Origin of the sequence: Chitinophaga sp. CF118 (genome assembly GCF_900112615.1) — a bacterium.
In the GTDB taxonomy this organism is placed as follows: domain Bacteria; phylum Bacteroidota; class Bacteroidia; order Chitinophagales; family Chitinophagaceae; genus Chitinophaga.
The window spans coordinates 761802-780313 of record NZ_FOMK01000003.1; the positions used below are offsets into that span (position 1 = coordinate 761802).

Below are 18512 nucleotides of genomic sequence, written 5' to 3' on the forward strand. Positions count from 1 at the left end.
GCATTACTGCCTTTAATAACTTTTTCATTAAGCTATGCAGATATAAAATCGTAAATCCCCTTTTAACAGAAGGGGATTTACAATTAATTTTATAAAGAATACTTTAAGGTTAACAGATAATTCCTCTTCCGGCATATGCTGTCTCAAATCCCAATAGTATTTCTAATAATTTTCATCCTTCCGGTTACTCATAGGTTTGTCAATTTTTTTCTGGATGCCCTGTCTTTCAGCTTCGGTTTTTACCAAAAACGAATGCATGTCTAAACAGAAAGCACAGCCATTAATTTGCGATGCCCTTAAATAAACCAGATCCCAATGTAAATGGCTTATAAACCGGTTTCTACAGAATTTACCAACACGATTTTTAAAATTTTACAACTTCACTAGCTGTATAGCAATCGCGGAGGTTGTATAGCTAGTGAAGTGTAGCAACTAACGGTCAATAGCGGCCATCCCAGCTTCACTGTGGCGCTCTCCGGATGCAGGAGTAAGATTGTTCAGTCGCTTAAGTTGCTCGGAGCTTAGTTCGATGCTTTCGGAGGCAATATTCTCCTCGACACGGGCAACGCGTCTGGTACCAGGTATCGGGGCAATATCATTTCCCTGTGCAAGCAACCAGGCAAGTGCTATTTGTGCCGTGGTAGCACCTAATTGGTCGGCAACAGCTTTGACTTCCTCTACAATACGCAGGTTACGCTGGAAATTCTCGCCAATGAAACGTGGATTCGTTTTGCGCCAATCATTGTCAGCGAGGTCTTCAGGAGATTTGATCTGGCCTGTAAGAAAACCGTGGCCAAGAGGTGAGTAGGGAACAAAACCTATCCCCAATTCACGTAGTAAGGGTAATAATTCAGCTTCCGGATCACGCGTCCACAGAGAATATTCGGTTTGAAGCGCTGTGATCGGGTGCACGGCATGGGCGCGTCGGATCGTGTCAACTCCAGCCTCTGACAGGCCTATGTGTTTTATCTTGCCTTCTTTTATAAGCTGAGCCAGTGTGCCCACGGTATCTTCGATAGGTGTATTGCGGTCAACCCTGTGCTGGTAGTAAAGATCAATATAGTCTGTACCCAATCTTTTGAGAGAACCTTCAACAGCTATGCGGATGTTCGCCGGGCTACTATCTATAACTCCCGGGCCACCACCAGCGTGTGAAACAAAACCAAATTTGGTAGCGATTACGACCTGGTCACGGCGTCCCTTGATGGCCCGGCCAACAAGCTCTTCATTAATATAGGGACCGTAAATCTCAGCTGTGTCGATGTGTGTCACACCCAATTCTAACGCTCTGTGGATAGTGCGGGTAGATTCTTCATCACTTCCCGCACCTATATCGTAGAAGCCTGACATTGACATAGCGCCGAGTCCTAAGCAGGAAACCTCTAGTCCCCCAATCAAGATGTGTTTCATAATAATGCTATTTTATTTGTTATATTTTTTAAATCAGTTGGATAAAACGCTCACGACTATCTTTGGTTGGCTGCGCAGCAACCAACCAAACGGAAAGGCTCAACATTATCACTCTTGTACAAAATTCTAGTTTCAAATGTGAGCAATCTGTTAATTGACAATGCAAATTTCATCTTTAATATCTTCATTCCACTTATACAGATTACTGTATTACTTACCAGTTTAACTGATATGGATATGTTTCCAAAAAATGGACTTTTTTCAGCGGGTTAAAAATTCCCTTTCCGTATATGGAAAATTAATCAATGCTATATTTTTCCCTTAAAAGTGCTGTAGGTAGAGGAGATTGGCGGGACACACAGTTTTACGTCAGTTATTTGAATCCTTAATTCTGTATTCGTTAGGACTATATCCAACATGTTGTTTAAAGAATCTTGTAAAATGCTGAGGATATTTAAATCCCAAGTCGTAGGCGATTTCGCTTAAAAGCTTAGTTCGATCAAATATTTTTTCCTTGGCTACGTCTATTATTTTAGTCTGTATATATTCTTGTGCGGATTTTCCAGTATCCTTCTTAATAAGGTCGCCAAAATAATTGGAAGACAAATGAAGTTCGTCGGCAAAATAAGCCACAGAAGGTAAGCCTATATTTTGCGGCTTATCTGATGTAAAATAACTATTTAACAACTCTTCAAATTTTTCCAGGATGCCTTTGTTTGCATTGCTCCGTGTTATGAATTGACGGTCATAAAAACGTACACAGTAATTTAGGAGAAGTTCAATATTGGAAACAATAATTTGTTTACTATGCTTATCAATCGACTGTTGTAACTCATATCCAATTTTTGAAAAACAATCCAACACAACATTTCGTTCCCGAGCTGATAAGTGCAGAGCTTCGCTCGAATTATAAGTAAAGAAATTATATTGATCAATATTTTTGGCGAGTAAAGTGCCGTGAATTAAATCGGGATGAAACACCAGGCCATGACCTTGGGGCTGATAATACTCACCATAATTCTCCACATCTATGACCTGCCCGGGTGCAAGAAAAACCAATGTACGATCCTGATAGTCGTAAAGATTACGCCCATACTTTAAGTCTCCACAATTAACTTCTTTTAGAAAAATCGCATAAATCCCATAATTCATACGGCAACCTGGTCTTGGTTTTGCTTTTGAAAAATCCAGAACGCTTACCAATGGGTGCAGAGTTTCATGATTATTAAAATCATTGTATTCGCTGATACTATTAAAATTAAGTAACTGCTTCATATCTTTTTAAGTATTACGAACTACAAATCTACTAATTCTGGTGAGGCCATGATTTATTCCTAAAAAAACATTATACTCTTAAAATATAGTCCTATAGGGTACCGAGTGTAGTCCATTGACAATCCTGCCAATCCGTAAACATATGAAAGATCAATCCAATCGCAATTATCCTTGTTTTACGAAATAGAAGCATTACAAAATAAGCAGCAATTGCATAATAAGAATGGAGTGGATGATAACCAATGCTGCATCTTTCCGGATCAAAAATTGGTATAGCTAATAAATGGTCTGCATCTACCAGCATAGTAGCAATCATTATTAGCCATGCCTGCTTCCATTGATTTTTAAAAAACATAAATGCTATCAGGCCTGGTGCTAAAAAATGCAGGCTATAGTGAACAACAGTCCGCATGATATGAAAGAAATCAGGATTCATAATGCCATAGTATAATCTCAATCAAAGAACCAGGACATTTGTCCTGGTTCCATCAAGATAATAGGGATAATTTAATTTTTTTATTTTTGAATCTCTTTTTTATAGGCAGCCAGCGATGCTTCAAACTCAGTAACGGTATAATCAAGTATAGAACCTATGAACTTCCCCTCTTTCAGGGCATCCTTAGCACCCTGCAGCGCCTTTTCTTCCTCAATGATTGCTGCTTTGGGATCTCCTGCTTTCGCGTAAGCTTTCGCAATGAAATGCTGAACAAGAGGGATAACAACCCCTTCCTCATTTAGCACATCCTTACCAAGTTCGGCAGCATATAAATAAGTTTTAGGGGATAGGCTATCAGTTCCCAAAATAACTCCGGCTATACTGCCCCCCACACCTTTATTCTCTTTAACCCAGTTTGCAGCAAAATCCAGGGCCTCACTTTCTTTTTTCTGACCAATTAATATTTGAAACCTTAATGCTTTCAATTGCATACCCACATACGGGTCGGTAGCGTCAGAAGTATCGATCATAGCGGTTGCCTTATCATATTCTTTGGCCTGAAAAGCTTTTTGAATGGGTTCTAATGCTTTGAATTTAGCCATTAAAGCCTCACTTTTAACTGTCATGCCCTCAAATTTTTGTTTGTAGGCCTCCATATCATATTTTCCATCGATCACAGCTTCCATGATTGAGTCTAAAGCCATCGGATGGCCAATCCAGATGATCTTACCATCCTTCAACAGAAAAGTAGCAGGAATTCCATTTTGTCCTGCCGCAATCATCCACTTCTTAGCCATGTGTTGCTCATTGTTATCTGCAGCCACGTTATAGGCCATTTTGTCTCCAACACTATTCACGAATTTAATAACAGATGGCAGTGATGATTCATAAGGTTTATCCCCGGTTTTTTCCCAGATGTTAATACCGGTAAATGTCGCCTTATCTTTATATTTTTTTGCCAATTCAGATAAATGTGGCATCGCAGCTTTACATGGACCACACCAGGTAGCCCAGAATTCAAATACATATAGATAGTCTTTTTTGTATGCTTTTACTGGCGTTCCTTTTATCCATTTAGCATATTTTAATTCAGGAGCTGTATCTCCTATTTTGAGTGTGACTTTATCCTGAGCGAAGGTCATAGTTGCCAGAATCATGCAACCGGCCAACAGAATAATACTTCTAAAATATTTTTGAGCTTTCATTTTTATTAATGTTATAAGGTGAGTGTTATTGGCCATAGCCAGTATTCTGAATACCAAATAATGGGTTGACATCCAGCTCTGATCTTGGCACAGGAAAATAGAACTGTATATCTGAAAGTATGGTTGGTTTAAGTTGTTTAACTGTGGCGAATGGCAGTCGCATCAATGTAAGCCACTCTATTCCGTCTTCTGCTGTAAGATTACGTTCTACCTCGTAGTAATTCTGAAGCAGCAATTCATTAACTGTATTTGCGTTATCCACAGCAGAGAAGTCGGTTACACCGGCCTTGCCCATAACTGTTTTGATTAATAATTTTGCCGCATTAAGATCACTTCCTTCGGTACGGATGATAGCTTCTGCCATCATAAGGTAAACTTCAGACAAACGAAGGGCATAAGAGGTTTCTGTCAGCTGCGAGGTACTGCCCCCTAAACCAATATATTTCAGGAAATAATAAGTGTCAGGTGAATAAGCCTGATAAGGGGTTGCAGGCCCAATCATCCAGCTACCTCTGGGATCATTTTGCAGTAGATCTTTAAACTGTTGAGTTGCTACAAATAATGATGACTGGCCCGGATAATATGCCCGGCTCTGAATATAAAAGAAGATTTCCTGACTGGGTTGCGGTTTCACACCAAGTATAACTTCTTTACTATTTAGTCCATTTATGTAAAAGAGATCTTTCAGATTATTTTCCAATTCAAAGGGACCGCCTTGAATCAGGGCATTTCCTAAGCTATCAACCTTCACATAGTCAGATTGCTGACCATGGCACATCAATACACGCATTTTTAGCGCCATAGCAGCCCACCTGGTGGCATAGTAGTTTGGATTGCTGGCAGGTGCATTAGCAATGGCAAAATCAAGATCTCCCAGGATAAAAGCAAAAGATTCGGCCACTGTACTACGAGCCTTTGGTACCTGGCTTAACGTAATAAATTTATCCCTGATAAGGACTCCATTCTTGCTGTCCTGATTAAACCATTCTGCAAAATAAGTCAGCAGTTTGAAGTGTCCATATGCTCTTAAAAAGCGGCTTTCTGCTATGATCTCAGTTTTCCTGTTATTTGTAAATGAAGCATCAGGTACTGCGTTGATACCATCGATCACACCATTTGCAGCATTGATTAGCAGATACGATTCATTCCAGATAGAACCGGTATAGGCAGAGTTTGCATTCTCATTTCTTTCATCGCTTTGGGTGCCGAATCCATAACCAAGCATCCCTGCATACATTGCGGGTGGTGCCTGATGATTTGCCCAGTTGGTAACATTGTCACTGGTTACATTTGCAAACCGGTAATACACACCGTTGAGTGCAGTTTGTGCCGATTTCTGATCAGTTATGGCGGTGCCGTCCACCCTTGCATTTGCAGGTGGTTCGCTAAGCTGTTTGTCGCATGATATTAATATCAGGCAGAATACACCGGCCATTAAATATTTTGAAAATTGATTCATTTGTCTAATTTTTAATGTTACAGCGAACTTTAAAATCCAATTCGAACACCGAAGATGAACTGACGCATAGAAGGGTAATTAGCAGCATCTGTATATCCACTTATTAAACTATAAGGATCATTACTGACCTCCGGATCTGGACCGGGATAACCTGTGATCGTGAAAAGATTAGTACCCGAAACATACACCATTGCAGAACCCAGTGCAAGTCGCTTCATTAATTTTTCAGAAAACTGATAAGTAAGACTAATTGATTTTAGCTTGATATAGGAGGCATCATGCACTGCAAGATCAGAACTTCCGGTTCCAAACGTATTGCTCTCCGATAATACCAGGCTGGGCCTGTCGGCATCCGGCGTTTGCTCAGTATAATGTGGCAATAGTATCCGGGTATTGCGGTTGCCTCTGTCACCAAGGCCGAGTGAGCTAACATCAGGCAAATACAGGAGATCTCCACCAACCGAATAGCTTAACAGCGTAATCAAACTAAATTGTTTATATCTGAAGTTATTCGTGATACCACCGTAAAATTTAGGCTCTGCATTACCAATCACATCCCGTTTGAAGTATCCTTTGTATGTGCCGTTTTCAACTAATTTATATCTTGGATAACCGACAGCGAGGTTTTGCAAAATACCAAACTGTGCATATAAACTCGCTTGCTTGTATGCATCCAGCTCTTGTTTATTCTTTATTACTCCATCATATTGGAAGCCGTAAATCAATCCGACAGGACTGCCCTCACGTAGAACGGTATTACCTATATTCAGCTGGGAATTGAGATAGGGATCATCAGCCCCTTGTCCAATATTATTCGGATTCTGCAGATCCTTGTTTATTTTGGTAACCCTGGATCTGTTGCGCGAAACGTTAATAGCTAAGTTCCAGTCAAAATCTTTTTTGCGGAATATGTCTGCTCTCAGATCAATCTCCCACCCCTGGTTCCTAATGTCTGCAACATTAACCAATGCAGAAGTGAAACCCGAACTGGTAGCAACAGTATAAGCCATCAACAGATCGGAAGTATTTTTATTATAGTAACCAACCGATCCTTTTAATCTGGATTTAAAAAGGGCAAAGTCAACGCCTGCATCTTTTTGCAAAGTTGTTTCCCATTTGATCTTATCATTTCCCAACTGAGTAGGGATAAGAGCGTTCGTTGATGCATATGCTGCCGGAGTGAAAAGCGTGTAAAACAGGTTGTTACCCAGGTTCTGCGTACCTGTGTAACCCGCACTGGCACGAAACTTTAGTTCATTGAGCCATTTTACCGGTTTAAGGAATGATTCCTCGCTCGCTCTCCAGGCCAATCCCGCAGAAGGGAAATAACTTTTACGGTTGCTTTTAGGGAATTTTGAAGATTCATCTGATCTGGCTGTAATGGTAAAAAGGTATCTTTCTTTCAATGCGTAGTTTGCCCGCAGGTAAAAACTGAGTAATGCACTTTGTGCTTCACTGGATTGCGGAGGAAGAGCCAGCGCTGCAGAAGACAATCCATTCAGAAATTTATCGTCCGGGAATCCCTGTCCGGAGGCGGAAAAGGTTTCTGATTTCGTTTGCTGCCACGACGTTCCTGCCAATAAATTCAAGCGGTTCTGGTCATTAAACTGCTTGTCCCAGGTGAGTGTATTTTCGTAAAAGACATCTGTCTGTTGAGTCTGTGCCTGGCTACCTATGCCACCGTTAGAACTTACAGCGTTGATTCCGGAAGCGTCTGTAACGGAGACTGTAGAGGGTACATAATTCAACTGGTGGTAAGTTGAATAATTTACCGAGGCAGTACTTCTGAATTTAAGAGATTTGAAGATATTATATTCCAGGGAAAGTGAGCCTAATACAAGGGCATTTCTTGACCCGTTCTTCCCCTGTAAAAGTGCCAAAGGATTTTGTATGCCCGAATTTATTCCAATGTCAAAAGTTGCAGCATCAAAAGTTGCAGGTGTTCCATCTGCATTGTATGGGTTTAAAGTTGGTGGAGCATAAAGGGCAGAGCCATATATTCCGTTGGTCAGGTTATTTCTTGTAAAAGAGTAATCCATGTTCGTGATCAAACGTAGTTTGGACGTAATTTCATTATCCAGATTAATCTTTCCGGAGATCCTCTTAAAATCAGTACCAAGCAGTGTACCCTTTTGGCTATTATAGGCAATGGAAGTATAATATCGTGAACCGGTTCCACCACCACGTACACTAATGTCAGCATTTTGGGTGATCCCTGTGCGTGTTACCTCATTCAGCCAATTCGTATTCGCTGTTCCCAGGAAATTGGGATCATTAATGATGGAGGTGGCAACTCCATCAGCCGGTCGGCCCTGGGAAGCTCTAAGTGCATTAAGGTTTTTAGCCCCTTCCAGCATTACACTTTTATACTGATCTGCATTCAGTAGCTTTTCTGTAATTGCCGAACTAAATCCGGTATAATAATTAGCTTCCAGTACAGGTTTCTGGTTGAGTTTCCCCTTTCGGGTCGTAATAATCACTACCCCATTAGCTGCCCTGGATCCGTAGATAGCTGTTGCCGAAGCATCTTTCAATATATCAATGCTTTCAATATCATTGATGTTTAAACCAGCTAAGGTGTTTAGTCCACGTGAGTAAGACGAACCTACTGCACTGCCGGCATAGTTTCTATCATTTCCCAGTCCCTCGACTGGATTACGCACATCTGCACTGCTCTGAACATATTTATTCTGGATAGTTACCTGAACACCATCTATAATGTAAAGTGGATCGTTCCCTCCAATCAGCGAGCTACCTCCGCGAATACGGATTTTGGCCATCCCACCGGGAGAGCCATCTGCTTGTACCACCTGAACACCTGCCGCCTTTCCCGACAGCGCCTGATCAATACTGACAAACGGAGTATTTCTTACTTCATTTACATTTACGGAAGCAACAGAACCGGTAAGATCCTTTCTTTTTGTATAGCCATATCCAACTGCAACAACCTCACTCAAGCTACTTACCGCAGGTTTTAACGTCACTACTATATCGTTTCCTTTAGCTTCAGATGCTTTTAACTGTTGAAGGTCATAGCCTACAAATGCAAAGAGTATAACATCGTCCTCTGCTACGTTAGATAACGAGAACCTTCCGTTTTTGTCAGTTATTGTTCCTCTATCTGTACTTTTCAGCCTGATGGTTACTCCCGGCATTGGACTACCTGTTTCATTGACTACTCGCCCCCCGATATCAATTTGGACATTGTCAGGAATTGAGGGCGTTTTTGCCTTAATGATTACTGTTTTGCCATTAATCGAATACACCAATGGCTGGTCTTTAAAAATAGCATCCAGCGCATCTCCCAGTTGCACCTGTTTTACATTAATGTTTACAGGCTTTGACTTATTTATAAGCACATCTGTGTATACAAAATCAAATCCACTTTGAATGCGTAATTCTTTCAGCACAGTCTCCAGACTGGCATTTGACCTGGATAATGTGATTTTTTGTGCGAAGCTGGCAGCACTTACCTGCATCAGAGTCGCCAGTAACAGGACTGCACTTAATCGCATAATCAACAAGATTTTATGGCATACCCCATCTGGTACACCTTGTTCACCAGTGTAATTTTTGTACATTCGTTTTGATTGGTTTGTCAGTTGCCTTTGCTTCGAAACTGTCGGCAATTGAGATTTACGTTGATTTAACTCTCGGGCCAATCGCAGTCCCGGAAGTGTTGTTGCACTTTCGGGTTCTTTTTTGTGATTCCCGGTTGACTTTGGTTGTGTTTACTCTATTTCATTTTACATACATTTGGTTGATTAATCTGTTCATTATTGCGAGACATAAATTTTTCTGCCTTCCATCTTAAAATGAATCCGGCCGGTTGATTCCAGGATATCCAGCACCTGAGAAACATTCTCTAATCTTGATACTGAGCCATGAAATACGTCTTCGGGCATTTCTCCCTGGTAAACTACCTGTACATTGTACCAGCGCTCAACCATTTTCATTATCGCTTCAATTTTCTCATTCTCAAAAACAAACTTTCCATCTTTCCAGGCCACTGCCAGTTCAGCATCAATACTGTGTACCTGAATGTTATTTCCTGATTTCACAGCTTCAAAGCCGGGCGACAGCACTTTATGCAGATCGAGAACTGAAACTTTTACACTCCCTTCTATTAAAGTCGTTTTCACAACATCTTCATCTTTATAGGCGCTAATGTTAAAATGAGTTCCCATTACTTCAACTTGCTGGTCTGAACTTTTAACGATAAAGGGATGGGCCTGATCTTTTGCTACTTCGAAGTAACCTTCCCCTTCGAGTTTAACGCTGCGCTTACCATCCTCATAAAGGTTTGTAGCATATGTTAAGCTGGAAGCAGCGTTCAGCCATACTCTCGAACCATCTGGCAAGTGTACCTGATAGCTTTCTCCATTATTGGTTGACAACGTATTTATCTGGCCCGATATATCAGTATTGCTCTTGAACTCGTACATCAACGGACCACCTGCAGATTTGGTGATTACCACTCCGGCCTCTTCAGCCAGCTTTCCATTTACCGTATCTGTCAGTATAATCTTTCTACCATTTGCCAAAGTCAGGGTAGCTCCGGACCTGCCAGGGACAACAGGACTATTATCCGCCTGTAGATATGGCTGTACATTTCGATCATTATAAAAGAACCAGATGCCTACAGAGAGTATTATAATGGCGGCAACAGCAGCAGCAACTCTAATTCGTTTCCACAGAGGAAGCTCAACCAGCTTATTGCCTCTTGTTTGTTCAGTCACGGCCATCCACATCTTTTGATTGACATCCAGGAGACCGTCTTCTGTAAACTGTTGGTTTTCAATATTCCATTGTAAATACCAGTTTTCCAGCAACGCAAGCTCTTCAGGAGTGCAAGAGCCTGTTTTGTATTTATTCAATAAATCTTCCAGATCTATATTTTCCATTATCATTAGTATGGAGCATATTGGCCCCAATAATGATATAGACAATCAGCCCCGTACTTGGGGGGTAAAAAAAATAAAAAGATTAGCGCGTTAGTAAGAAAATCAGGTAGGTTACTAATCCTAACCGCACTCTGAGTATTTTAAGCGCGTTTTTTACATGACTCCTAACCGCTTGTTCTGATATGCCCAGTTGGTCGGCAATTTCCTTGTGACTGAGATTGTGAAGCCTGCTGAGTTGGAATACCTGGCGCATTCTTGGAGGGAGTAATTCAATTTCTTTCGCAATGATATCTGCCAACTGACGTTCTCTAAGTCGGTGGTCAGTGAGGCAATCTGTCATCACTACAGACTGTGGCAGTGTGGAAAGGTATCTGGATTCAACGGCTCTGTGGGAAATAACATTAAGCACCCCATTTCTCACCGATGTATATAAATAATTAGAAAGATTAGTAAAATTTGTTGATTCCCGCCTGTTCCAAAGGTTAACGAATAAGTCCTGCACTATATCCATTGATTCTGCATTAGATTTCAATCTAATAAAAGCGTGAACATACAATACATTTGAAAAACGAGCGTAAATTTCGGTAAATGCATCCCTGTCACCAGCCTTTAGTAAGTTGGCTAGCTCTGAATCTGTATAATTACCGTATCGCGCCATAGTATTGTCCCTAACTGACAAAGGTACGAAAAATAACAAAATATTTCATGTAAATGAGATACAAGCCAATCGGAACATCTTGCGCATTTACCAAACAGTATTCCCTGAAGATTACAATATGGGTAATAGTTAACATTCCAAATTGATTGGTACTAAGGGGTAGCATACAAAAGGAGGTTGGTTTTTTAATGGATTTTATAACAAGGTATTATTATGCTACACTTAATAAATTTCAAGTATAATTATATCCATTTTATTAAAGAGAAAACTATCGCCCACTTTTTTGCCTAGCAGTAATTTTGCAAGTGGTGTAAAGGGGGATAGGAAAAATATCAGCTGGTTATCTATCAATTGTTTCCCTAATCCTGCTGCAATAAAAAAAGATTGATCAGGGCATCGTACAAAGGCTCCTGTTTGAGCATTCGTATAGATCATGTCAGTATTTACTCTCTGTAACCGGTCAAGCTCCATAATGTTTTCCGCCTGTTGCCGTGCATACATATCTTTTTCCATATGACCCATTGCTCTTCCTGTTTCGTATTTATCACCCGCAGAACTTTTGTCTTCGCTATTAGCGGCCTCCTGTGCATTGTCAATAGCCGATTTAGTTATTGCAATACGTTCTTCAATCCGTAGTAGTCCGGCTTTTTTTAAACTGGTTTTGTAGGCAATCATTTCCTGGCGCGTCATAAAATATTGATTGAATCAGCGGTATACCTGATCAGGTAACACAGATGTTAGAGGAATTGGCCGTGCGTATCATGGAGCTATTACAACCAAACGGCCTGAGTCTGGTATTTAACTGGGCTCAGGCCGTTTGATAGTAATAGCTCCAAATTTACTATGGAAGTCGAATTACATCTCTGGAATTTCAGGCTCAACTAACTTAATCAGTTTTTCCAAAGATTCCTGCCAACCTAAATAACACATTTCTATAGGTATTACAGAAGGAATATCTTCCTGCAAAATCTTTATTTCTGTACCAACCGAAACTTTTTGTAGCCAAACGGAGGTAGTCATTTCACCAGGAAGATTAGGATCGTCAAATTTATCTGTGTATTTTAAAAACTCATTGGGTTTAATCTCAACATATTCTCCACCAAATGAATGACTACCACCTGTAGTGAAATTATGAAATGACATTTTATAAGTTCCTTTCACTTTTACATTTAGTTCATGGACGGTACAAAGAAAGCCATATGGAGGTAGCCAGGATGCAAGTGCATTTGCTTCTGTAAACGCCCTGTAAACTTTTTCAGGAGAAGCTTTAATAACTCTGTGTAATGAAACATTGTTTGTAGACATAACGTTTTGTTTTATTTAAATATTTTTGAATTGTTTTTTTAGGGCCGGGCCGACAGAATATGCTAAAGAACAGAATATGCTAAAGATATGAAATATCTGTAGGGAAAATAGAAGACACGACAATGGCAGGGAACACATGATTAGTTCAAAATTTGTTAACTCTATATTGTTTGATGATACAAGGTAATATCATTAAATTCGATGCTTCACCTAAAAAACCATTTTAACCCATGAGAAAAACCCTCATTTTCGGCGTACTGTCGCTGTTATTTGTTGCACAGATTTATGCCGCTACACCTGTCCGTACTCTTTTAACCCAGAACCTTGAGCAAAACAACATTGCCACTACCTACAATGTACGTATCAAGCTGGTACACACCGATGGCAGCCCTGTTACGGGAAGCATAGGATTACGCGGATGCTGGGCCCGTAATGAGCAAACCGGCGTATATTATGATACTACTGACCGGGAAGGATATGAGTTTGAAGGATTGCCTGCTGGAACTTATACTTTCGGCGCATATCCAGGAAACTGGGAAGGTGCTGTGCCGAAAACAACGCTCCTGGATCCCAGCCAGGTAGGAGCGGATGGATTTATTGAAGTAACATTGGTGTACTGGGTTGAGTAGTTAATGATTCAAGGGGCTGACCTGGGAAACGAAAAGTACTTTTCAGGTCAGCTTCAATAAATAGGTTCTGTGAGACTCAATATTTTATCTTAGAATCGCCCGATACTCTTAATTGTCAATTGATATAGAAAACCCTGGGCAAGAAAGACTATTAATGAATCGAAAACATAAGGTTTGATTTTGTTAATTTTGCCAGATGAATAGAAATCCTGAATGTGGAGCCACAAAATTTCATAATTCCGATTTAAAATTGAAAGGCTTTAAAGTCCATGAGATTACAGGACCATCATATCCTCCACTTTTCTATGGCAGGCGGGATTTTTATAAAATAGTTCTGGCTACCGGCGACATGAAAATTTGCTATGGTGATCAGACAATCGAAATAAATGATACTTTCCTGTTTTTTGGCAATCCCCACATCCCTTATTCCAATGAACAGCGCTCTCCCGAACAGAATGGTTATGCATGTGTGTTTACTGAAGATTTTATTGGAAGCAGAGAACGGAAGGAAAGTTTGCTGAACTCCCCGATATTCCGTTTTGACGGGATACCTGTAATTCCGGTAAACAGCGAACAGGCTACATTTATTGAAGCGCTTTATCAAAGGATGTTATCTGTATACAGCGGTGATTATGACCGAAAGGATGAAATGCTTAGGGGCTGTATAGACCTCATTATTCACGAAGCATTGAGAATTCAGCCGCAAAATGGGCTTAAGCAAAAAACCGCTGCTACGAGGATCACCCATTTATTTATGGAATTACTGGAAAAGCAATTCCCAATAGAAACCGCAGTAGATCCGCTCAGGTTAAGAACTGCCCAGGACTTCGCAGAAAATCTGACTGTACACGTAAACTATCTCAATCGCTCAGTAAAGGAAGTTACAGGTAAACCAATATCTGTACATATCGCTGAGCGTATAGCCGCAGAAGCTAAAGCTCTATTACAGCACACCAATTGGAGCGTAGCCGATATTGCTTACAGTCTGGGTTTTGAATACCCAAGCTACTTTAACAACTACTTCAAAAGGGTAACCAGCATTACTCCCAATTCCTTCAGGAAGAATAAAGGGAAAGTATGAAAGTCATAATTTTCCGTTTGATTCTCTTAAAAAACGATCGCTATTTAACCAGAGCTTTGTGTTTATAAACGAAATGGAGCTATCAGTCATCATGGCTGATTTTTACATTAAACTTTTAAAATACAAGAATCATGGAAAAAGGAGAATCAAATGGATTAGAAGTATCCGCGATGACTATAGCCAGAGATGGGGCCTTGAGTGCACCAACTTCTGTCATCTCGGTAAGCCCTGTTGTGCTGTCTGCCCCCGGGCGTGGCGAGAAGCTGCAGGTTCGGGTTTCAGCGCCCGCAACCGGAAGCAACCTACCTATCATTATCTTCGCACACGGCTACGGTTCTTCATTAGACGGCTATGCTCCGCTGGTGAATTTCTGGGCAGCTAACGGCTTCATTGTGATCCAGCCCACGTTTCTCGACTCAAGGACACTAGCCCTCAGTCCGGACGATCCCCGGACACCTTTGATCTGGCGGTTCCGTGTAGAGGATATGAAGCGTATCCTCGACCAACTTGACCTCATTGAAGATTCCGTATTAGGGCTCAAGGGACGCCTCGACCGAAGCCGCATCGCTGCGGTTGGACATTCGTTTGGAGCTCAAACAACAGGGATGCTGTTGGGCGCACGGATTATTGGCACTGACGGCACCTTAGGAGAGGATATGTCTGACCCGCGGATCAGGGTTGGTGTGCTGCTTACCCCAGCTGGCCGTGGAGGCGAAGATCTTAGTCCATTCGCAGCCGAGCATTATCCCTTTATGAACCCGAGTTATCCCGAGATGACTACGCCAACTCTCGTGGTTGCGGGCGATAAGGATATCTCTCCGCTGACCGTCCGTGGGGCAGACTGGTTCACTGATGCGTATACCCTGAGCTCAGGAAGCAAGGGGCTGGTTACGTTGTTTGGAGGAGAACATCTACTCGGCGGGATTTCCGGATATCTCGTGACGGAGACAACAGATGAGAATCCTGAACGGGTGGCAGCGGTACAACGGCTTACCTGGGCTTACCTTCGCAGCGCGCTCTACCCCGAAGATTCAGCCTGGTCTGTAGCGTGTACCGAGTTGATGGAAAGCCCGAATTCGCTAGGTCAGGTTGAATGCAAATGAGCACCTGAAAGATTGATGTAAGTCTGGCTGATTTTCATATGGATCCTTACAACATAGATAACAAGCCATTAGTAAGTTTATTGACTTCTACCCGGTAGTGACAACCATTCCCGGGCAAATAGAGGAATTTATTCCTCTGTTTGCCCGGTTTTGATTCAGTATAACATTAATCACAAATGCAGCCTGACCATTACGCTGCCATTCGGCAATGGCAAGAAAGGTATTCACCATCATCAGAGGTATTCCTTTTGCTTCCATTCTTTGTTTGGCTTCATCTGAAGTCAGTGCAATAGCATAGTTCTCAGTAACATTTTGGTCTGGGAATTGCCTTATTCACGGATTATTGTGTCCAGTTTACGATTTACAACTGGCATTGAACGAGGTTCCAAAATACCTTTGTTGTGTTGAAGTGCAAATGAGTAGAATGAAAAATTACTTAACTAAATCAATCAATCAATCAATCAATCAATTGAAAATATTATGAATAGTAGAACAGCCTTTGGCAGTCGTTTTTTTTGGGGAGCAGCCTTAATCTTCGCAGCATTGGAACTGGGCAGTCTTAATGTAGTAAAAGCTCAGCACAAGCAGATAGCCAGCATAGAAGATGGCGCAAACGCCACTGTTGCCGCCGCAACATTTGATCATATCAAACAGATTAAGGCCGGAGTACTTGATGTAGGGTATGTAGAAGTTGGGCTTGCTGATGGCGAACCGGTCATCCTCCTCCATGGCTGGCCATATGATATCTACAGTTATAAAGAAGTATCCGGAATGTTGGCAGACAAAGGCTTCAGGGTGTTGATACCTTATCTGCGTGGCTACGGTACTACACGTTTTCTTTCTTCAGAAACACCCCGGAATGGGCAACAATCTGTAGTTGCTGTAGATATCATCGCCTTTATGGATGCATTGAAAATTAAGAAAGCAGTAGTAGGCGGATTCGATTGGGGGGCACGCACTGCCAACATCATGGCAGCTCTATGGCCTGAAAGGGTAAAAGGTCTGGTTTCAGTAAGTGGTTATTTGATCGGCAGCCAACAGGCTAATAAGACTCCTTTGCCGCCTAAAGCTGAATTGTCCTGGTGGTATCAGTTCTACTTTGCGACAGAACGCGGCCGTGCAGGATATGAGGCTAATACCCGCGACTTTAATAAGCTGATCTGGCAGATAGCATCCCCACAATGGCACTTCACGGATGCAGCTTACAATCAATCGGCAACAGCATTTGATAATCCGGATCACGTAAAGATTGTAATTGATAATTATCGCTGGAGACTGGGCCTGGTTACAGGAGAATCGAAATATGATGAACTGGAAAAGAAGCTGGCTGCCGGACCCGCTATCATAGTGCCAACTGTGACCCTCGAAGGGGATGCAAATGGCGCTCCTCATCCAGATCCTTCGGTATATGCCAGTAAATTTAAAGGCAAATACGCACATCACACAATCACAGGTGGAGTAGGTCACAACCTTCCTCAGGAGGCCCCCAAAGCATTTGCAGATGCAATTATTGAAGTGAACAACTTCACCAAATAAACCTTCAGACCTAGTGGGTATTTGTAGCCCTGTAAATCATTGATTTGCAGGGCTATAATCATTCTAGGCCAGCGATGAATGTACTTTCCCCATATAAGATTAGTCAAACCAGTTGATAATCCTTATTTAATACACCTGTGCCTCTTTACCTTCTTTTTTATCCTCTTCACCCTGATTTCTCATTGAGACCGTAGAGTTGGTTAATACTTTTGCTTCATTAAATTTTTAAAATTAAAAGTCATGAAGAAATTTGTATTGTTCGTATTTGTTCTCATCTCAGCAAAAGCATTTAGTCAGGAAAAAAAAGGGTTTATAGGTAATATAATGAGCCGCACCTCTTTTGGGTTAAAGGCCGGAGGGAATTACAGTAATTTTACCAATGCCGGATTTGAAACAGAAGGATTGGCAGGATTTCATGTAGGTGGTATTATCAATTTTAAGCTCAGCGACAGATTCTCCATACAAGAAGACATTCTCTATTCTACACAGGGAGCAAAAATTAAAGATAAGACTCTCTTTTCCGGAGACGAGATAAAGCTTTCGTACATGTCTATACCTATACTTTTGAGATATCAAACTAGTCTGGGAGTATATGTAGAAGCTGGGCCTCAGGCTAATATGCTGATAACTGATGCGAAAAATACCGGATTTGAAAAATTTGCAGATAAGATAGATGCCGGAGCTGCTTTTGGTTTAGGCTTCCAGTTTAAAGAGGGACCAGTTCAAGGGCTAGGATTCGGGGTACGATATTATATGGGATTGACTGATGTTGGGCAATTCAACTCATCCTCCATTAAGTCTGATTTTAGAAATAACGTTGCACAAGCAAGTATTTTCTACGTTTTTACAAAGAAAAAATAATTAGCAAATAGAATAGCGGTATCGAAAAGTATCTTCTATATGCTTTGGAGAAAATCACAAATCATGAAAGTAGAAATCAACAATGCTCTAACATCCAGATTGGAAGAGGAGAATTTTTCTGATATGGAGAGCATAGATTCGAGATACTTTCCTGACGATATTTACGATATTAAAAAGAACATAGACAAAATTGTCAGAGCAGCCATTGAGAAAATCAAGAATGCTTTATGTGGCTATAATGACACTGAAAAAGATCCTCAAACCAGGTTTAAGAACCGTTTCAATTTCTTTTTAAATCCACACATCCAGGACTTGGAATTTGTAGAGGCTTGCCTGAAAAAAGCTGAAGTAGGATTAAATAAGCTACGTATTAAAAAAAATGATAAGCATCCAAATTTGCGATACATCATTTACAATACTGAAGAAAGCCTGGTTGCATTAAAAACCAGGTGGATACCAATGCTTGAGGAACATCGGGAAAAAAAGAAAAAGAGAAACCGTATAATAGCTATGGTTATTATCTTGTTGCACGTAATTATTTACGGGGGGCTTTATTATCTGCTTTGATACAAAACAAGCTGATGAACTGGGAAAGATACATGGAATTGCTCTTCCGGCGTTTTCATTTCCAGTTCATCAAGCTATGTCTG

General features: G+C 41.1%; 18 protein-coding genes. 6 read left to right on the forward strand and 12 right to left on the reverse strand.

From position 1 onward, the window contains the following. Positions 1 to 162 precede the first annotated feature (162 nt). The 11 genes from BM176_RS33125 to BM176_RS15420 all read right to left on the reverse strand — a co-directional run bounded on the left by BM176_RS33125 (position 163) and on the right by BM176_RS15420 (position 12652). Positions 163 to 330 (reverse strand): carboxymuconolactone decarboxylase family protein, encoded by a 168-nt coding sequence (locus BM176_RS33125; RefSeq protein ID WP_090104501.1) that lies wholly within the window; start codon positions 328 to 330, stop codon positions 163 to 165. A gap of 102 nt (positions 331 to 432) precedes the next feature. After that, a complete protein-coding gene (locus BM176_RS15375; protein ID WP_090104502.1) occupies positions 433 to 1410 on the reverse strand; it encodes an aldo/keto reductase in 978 nt (325 codons plus the stop codon). Positions 1411 to 1779: 369 nt separating this feature from the next. After that, positions 1780 to 2685, reverse strand: a complete 906-nt coding sequence (locus BM176_RS15380; protein WP_090104504.1) for a helix-turn-helix domain-containing protein — start codon at positions 2683 to 2685, stop codon at positions 1780 to 1782. Between the two features lie 91 nt (positions 2686 to 2776). Continuing rightward, complete coding sequence (locus BM176_RS15385; RefSeq protein WP_090104506.1) at positions 2777 to 3121, reverse strand: DUF6122 family protein; 345 nt, start codon at positions 3119 to 3121, stop codon at positions 2777 to 2779. An 80-nt stretch (positions 3122 to 3201) separates the two neighbouring features. Beyond that, the gene (locus BM176_RS15390; RefSeq protein ID WP_177230415.1) at positions 3202 to 4326 is read right to left on the reverse strand and encodes a TlpA family protein disulfide reductase; all 1125 of its coding nucleotides are present in this window, start codon (positions 4324 to 4326) and stop codon (positions 3202 to 3204) included. A gap of 25 nt (positions 4327 to 4351) precedes the next feature. Continuing rightward, on the reverse strand, positions 4352 to 5785 hold the full coding sequence (locus BM176_RS15395) for a RagB/SusD family nutrient uptake outer membrane protein (protein ID WP_090104510.1): 1434 nt from the start codon (positions 5783 to 5785) through the stop codon (positions 4352 to 4354). A 29-nt stretch (positions 5786 to 5814) separates the two neighbouring features. Further along, positions 5815 to 9300 carry a TonB-dependent receptor gene (locus tag BM176_RS15400; protein ID WP_090104945.1) on the reverse strand — a complete coding sequence of 1162 codons (3486 nt, stop codon included), beginning with the start codon at positions 9298 to 9300 and terminating at the stop codon, positions 5815 to 5817. 261 nt (positions 9301 to 9561) lie between these two features. Continuing rightward, positions 9562 to 10689: a FecR family protein gene (locus tag BM176_RS15405; RefSeq protein ID WP_177230416.1), complete on the reverse strand. Its 1128-nt coding sequence runs from the start codon at positions 10687 to 10689 to the stop codon at positions 9562 to 9564. 82 nt (positions 10690 to 10771) lie between these two features. Next, the gene (locus BM176_RS15410; protein ID WP_090104514.1) at positions 10772 to 11347 is read right to left on the reverse strand and encodes an RNA polymerase sigma-70 factor; all 576 of its coding nucleotides are present in this window, start codon (positions 11345 to 11347) and stop codon (positions 10772 to 10774) included. A gap of 222 nt (positions 11348 to 11569) precedes the next feature. Beyond that, on the reverse strand, positions 11570 to 12037 hold the full coding sequence (locus tag BM176_RS15415) for a hypothetical protein (RefSeq protein WP_090104516.1): 468 nt from the start codon (positions 12035 to 12037) through the stop codon (positions 11570 to 11572). A gap of 165 nt (positions 12038 to 12202) precedes the next feature. Next, positions 12203 to 12652 carry an SRPBCC family protein gene (locus BM176_RS15420; protein ID WP_090104517.1) on the reverse strand — a complete coding sequence of 150 codons (450 nt, stop codon included), beginning with the start codon at positions 12650 to 12652 and terminating at the stop codon, positions 12203 to 12205. 230 nt (positions 12653 to 12882) lie between these two features. Here BM176_RS15420 and BM176_RS15425 point away from each other — a divergent pair, with 230 nt between their 5' ends. The 3 genes from BM176_RS15425 (at position 12883) to BM176_RS15435 (ending at position 15465) form a co-directional block, all read left to right on the forward strand. Beyond that, positions 12883 to 13281 carry a hypothetical protein gene (locus tag BM176_RS15425; protein WP_090104519.1) on the forward strand — a complete coding sequence of 133 codons (399 nt, stop codon included), beginning with the start codon at positions 12883 to 12885 and terminating at the stop codon, positions 13279 to 13281. Between the two features lie 196 nt (positions 13282 to 13477). Then, positions 13478 to 14362, forward strand: a complete 885-nt coding sequence (locus tag BM176_RS15430) for a helix-turn-helix domain-containing protein (protein WP_090104521.1) — start codon at positions 13478 to 13480, stop codon at positions 14360 to 14362. Between the two features lie 131 nt (positions 14363 to 14493). Then, complete coding sequence (locus tag BM176_RS15435) at positions 14494 to 15465, forward strand: alpha/beta hydrolase family protein (RefSeq protein ID WP_218162212.1); 972 nt, start codon at positions 14494 to 14496, stop codon at positions 15463 to 15465. A gap of 87 nt (positions 15466 to 15552) precedes the next feature. On the opposite strand, the gene BM176_RS32500 is transcribed toward BM176_RS15435, so the two are convergent. Continuing rightward, a complete protein-coding gene (locus BM176_RS32500) occupies positions 15553 to 15723 on the reverse strand; it encodes a hypothetical protein (RefSeq protein WP_177230417.1) in 171 nt (56 codons plus the stop codon). 222 nt (positions 15724 to 15945) lie between these two features. Here BM176_RS32500 and BM176_RS15440 point away from each other — a divergent pair, with 222 nt between their 5' ends. The 3 genes from BM176_RS15440 to BM176_RS15450 all read left to right on the forward strand — a co-directional run bounded on the left by BM176_RS15440 (position 15946) and on the right by BM176_RS15450 (position 18429). Continuing rightward, a complete protein-coding gene (locus BM176_RS15440; protein WP_090104523.1) occupies positions 15946 to 17001 on the forward strand; it encodes an alpha/beta hydrolase in 1056 nt (351 codons plus the stop codon). A 240-nt stretch (positions 17002 to 17241) separates the two neighbouring features. Beyond that, positions 17242 to 17862 (forward strand): porin family protein, encoded by a 621-nt coding sequence (locus tag BM176_RS15445; RefSeq protein ID WP_090104525.1) that lies wholly within the window; start codon positions 17242 to 17244, stop codon positions 17860 to 17862. A 63-nt stretch (positions 17863 to 17925) separates the two neighbouring features. Next, positions 17926 to 18429: a hypothetical protein gene (locus BM176_RS15450; protein ID WP_090104527.1), complete on the forward strand. Its 504-nt coding sequence runs from the start codon at positions 17926 to 17928 to the stop codon at positions 18427 to 18429. Positions 18430 to 18512: the final 83 nt, after the last annotated feature.

Excerpts from the sequence above, each read along its gene's own strand:
- BM176_RS15375 (WP_090104502.1), bottom strand. The coding sequence starts at position 1,410 with ATGAAACACATCTTGATTGGGGGACTAGAGGTTTCCTGCTTAGGACTC.
- BM176_RS15380 (WP_090104504.1), bottom strand. The coding sequence starts at position 2,685 with ATGAAGCAGTTACTTAATTTTAATAGTATCAGCGAATACAATGATTTT.
- BM176_RS15385 (WP_090104506.1), bottom strand. The coding sequence starts at position 3,121 with ATGAATCCTGATTTCTTTCATATCATGCGGACTGTTGTTCACTATAGC.
- BM176_RS15390 (WP_177230415.1), bottom strand. The coding sequence starts at position 4,326 with ATGAAAGCTCAAAAATATTTTAGAAGTATTATTCTGTTGGCCGGTTGC.
- BM176_RS15395 (WP_090104510.1), bottom strand. The coding sequence starts at position 5,785 with ATGAATCAATTTTCAAAATATTTAATGGCCGGTGTATTCTGCCTGATA.
- BM176_RS15400 (WP_090104945.1), bottom strand. The coding sequence starts at position 9,300 with ATGCGATTAAGTGCAGTCCTGTTACTGGCGACTCTGATGCAGGTAAGT.
- BM176_RS15405 (WP_177230416.1), bottom strand. The coding sequence starts at position 10,689 with ATGGAAAATATAGATCTGGAAGATTTATTGAATAAATACAAAACAGGC.
- BM176_RS15410 (WP_090104514.1), bottom strand. The coding sequence starts at position 11,347 with ATGGCGCGATACGGTAATTATACAGATTCAGAGCTAGCCAACTTACTA.
- BM176_RS15415 (WP_090104516.1), bottom strand. The coding sequence starts at position 12,037 with ATGACGCGCCAGGAAATGATTGCCTACAAAACCAGTTTAAAAAAAGCC.
- BM176_RS15420 (WP_090104517.1), bottom strand. The coding sequence starts at position 12,652 with ATGTCTACAAACAATGTTTCATTACACAGAGTTATTAAAGCTTCTCCT.
- BM176_RS15425 (WP_090104519.1), top strand. The coding sequence starts at position 12,883 with ATGAGAAAAACCCTCATTTTCGGCGTACTGTCGCTGTTATTTGTTGCA.
- BM176_RS15430 (WP_090104521.1), top strand. The coding sequence starts at position 13,478 with ATGAATAGAAATCCTGAATGTGGAGCCACAAAATTTCATAATTCCGAT.
- BM176_RS15435 (WP_218162212.1), top strand. The coding sequence starts at position 14,494 with ATGGAAAAAGGAGAATCAAATGGATTAGAAGTATCCGCGATGACTATA.
- BM176_RS32500 (WP_177230417.1), bottom strand. The coding sequence starts at position 15,723 with ATGGAAGCAAAAGGAATACCTCTGATGATGGTGAATACCTTTCTTGCC.
- BM176_RS15440 (WP_090104523.1), top strand. The coding sequence starts at position 15,946 with ATGAATAGTAGAACAGCCTTTGGCAGTCGTTTTTTTTGGGGAGCAGCC.
- BM176_RS15445 (WP_090104525.1), top strand. The coding sequence starts at position 17,242 with ATGAAGAAATTTGTATTGTTCGTATTTGTTCTCATCTCAGCAAAAGCA.
- BM176_RS15450 (WP_090104527.1), top strand. The coding sequence starts at position 17,926 with ATGAAAGTAGAAATCAACAATGCTCTAACATCCAGATTGGAAGAGGAG.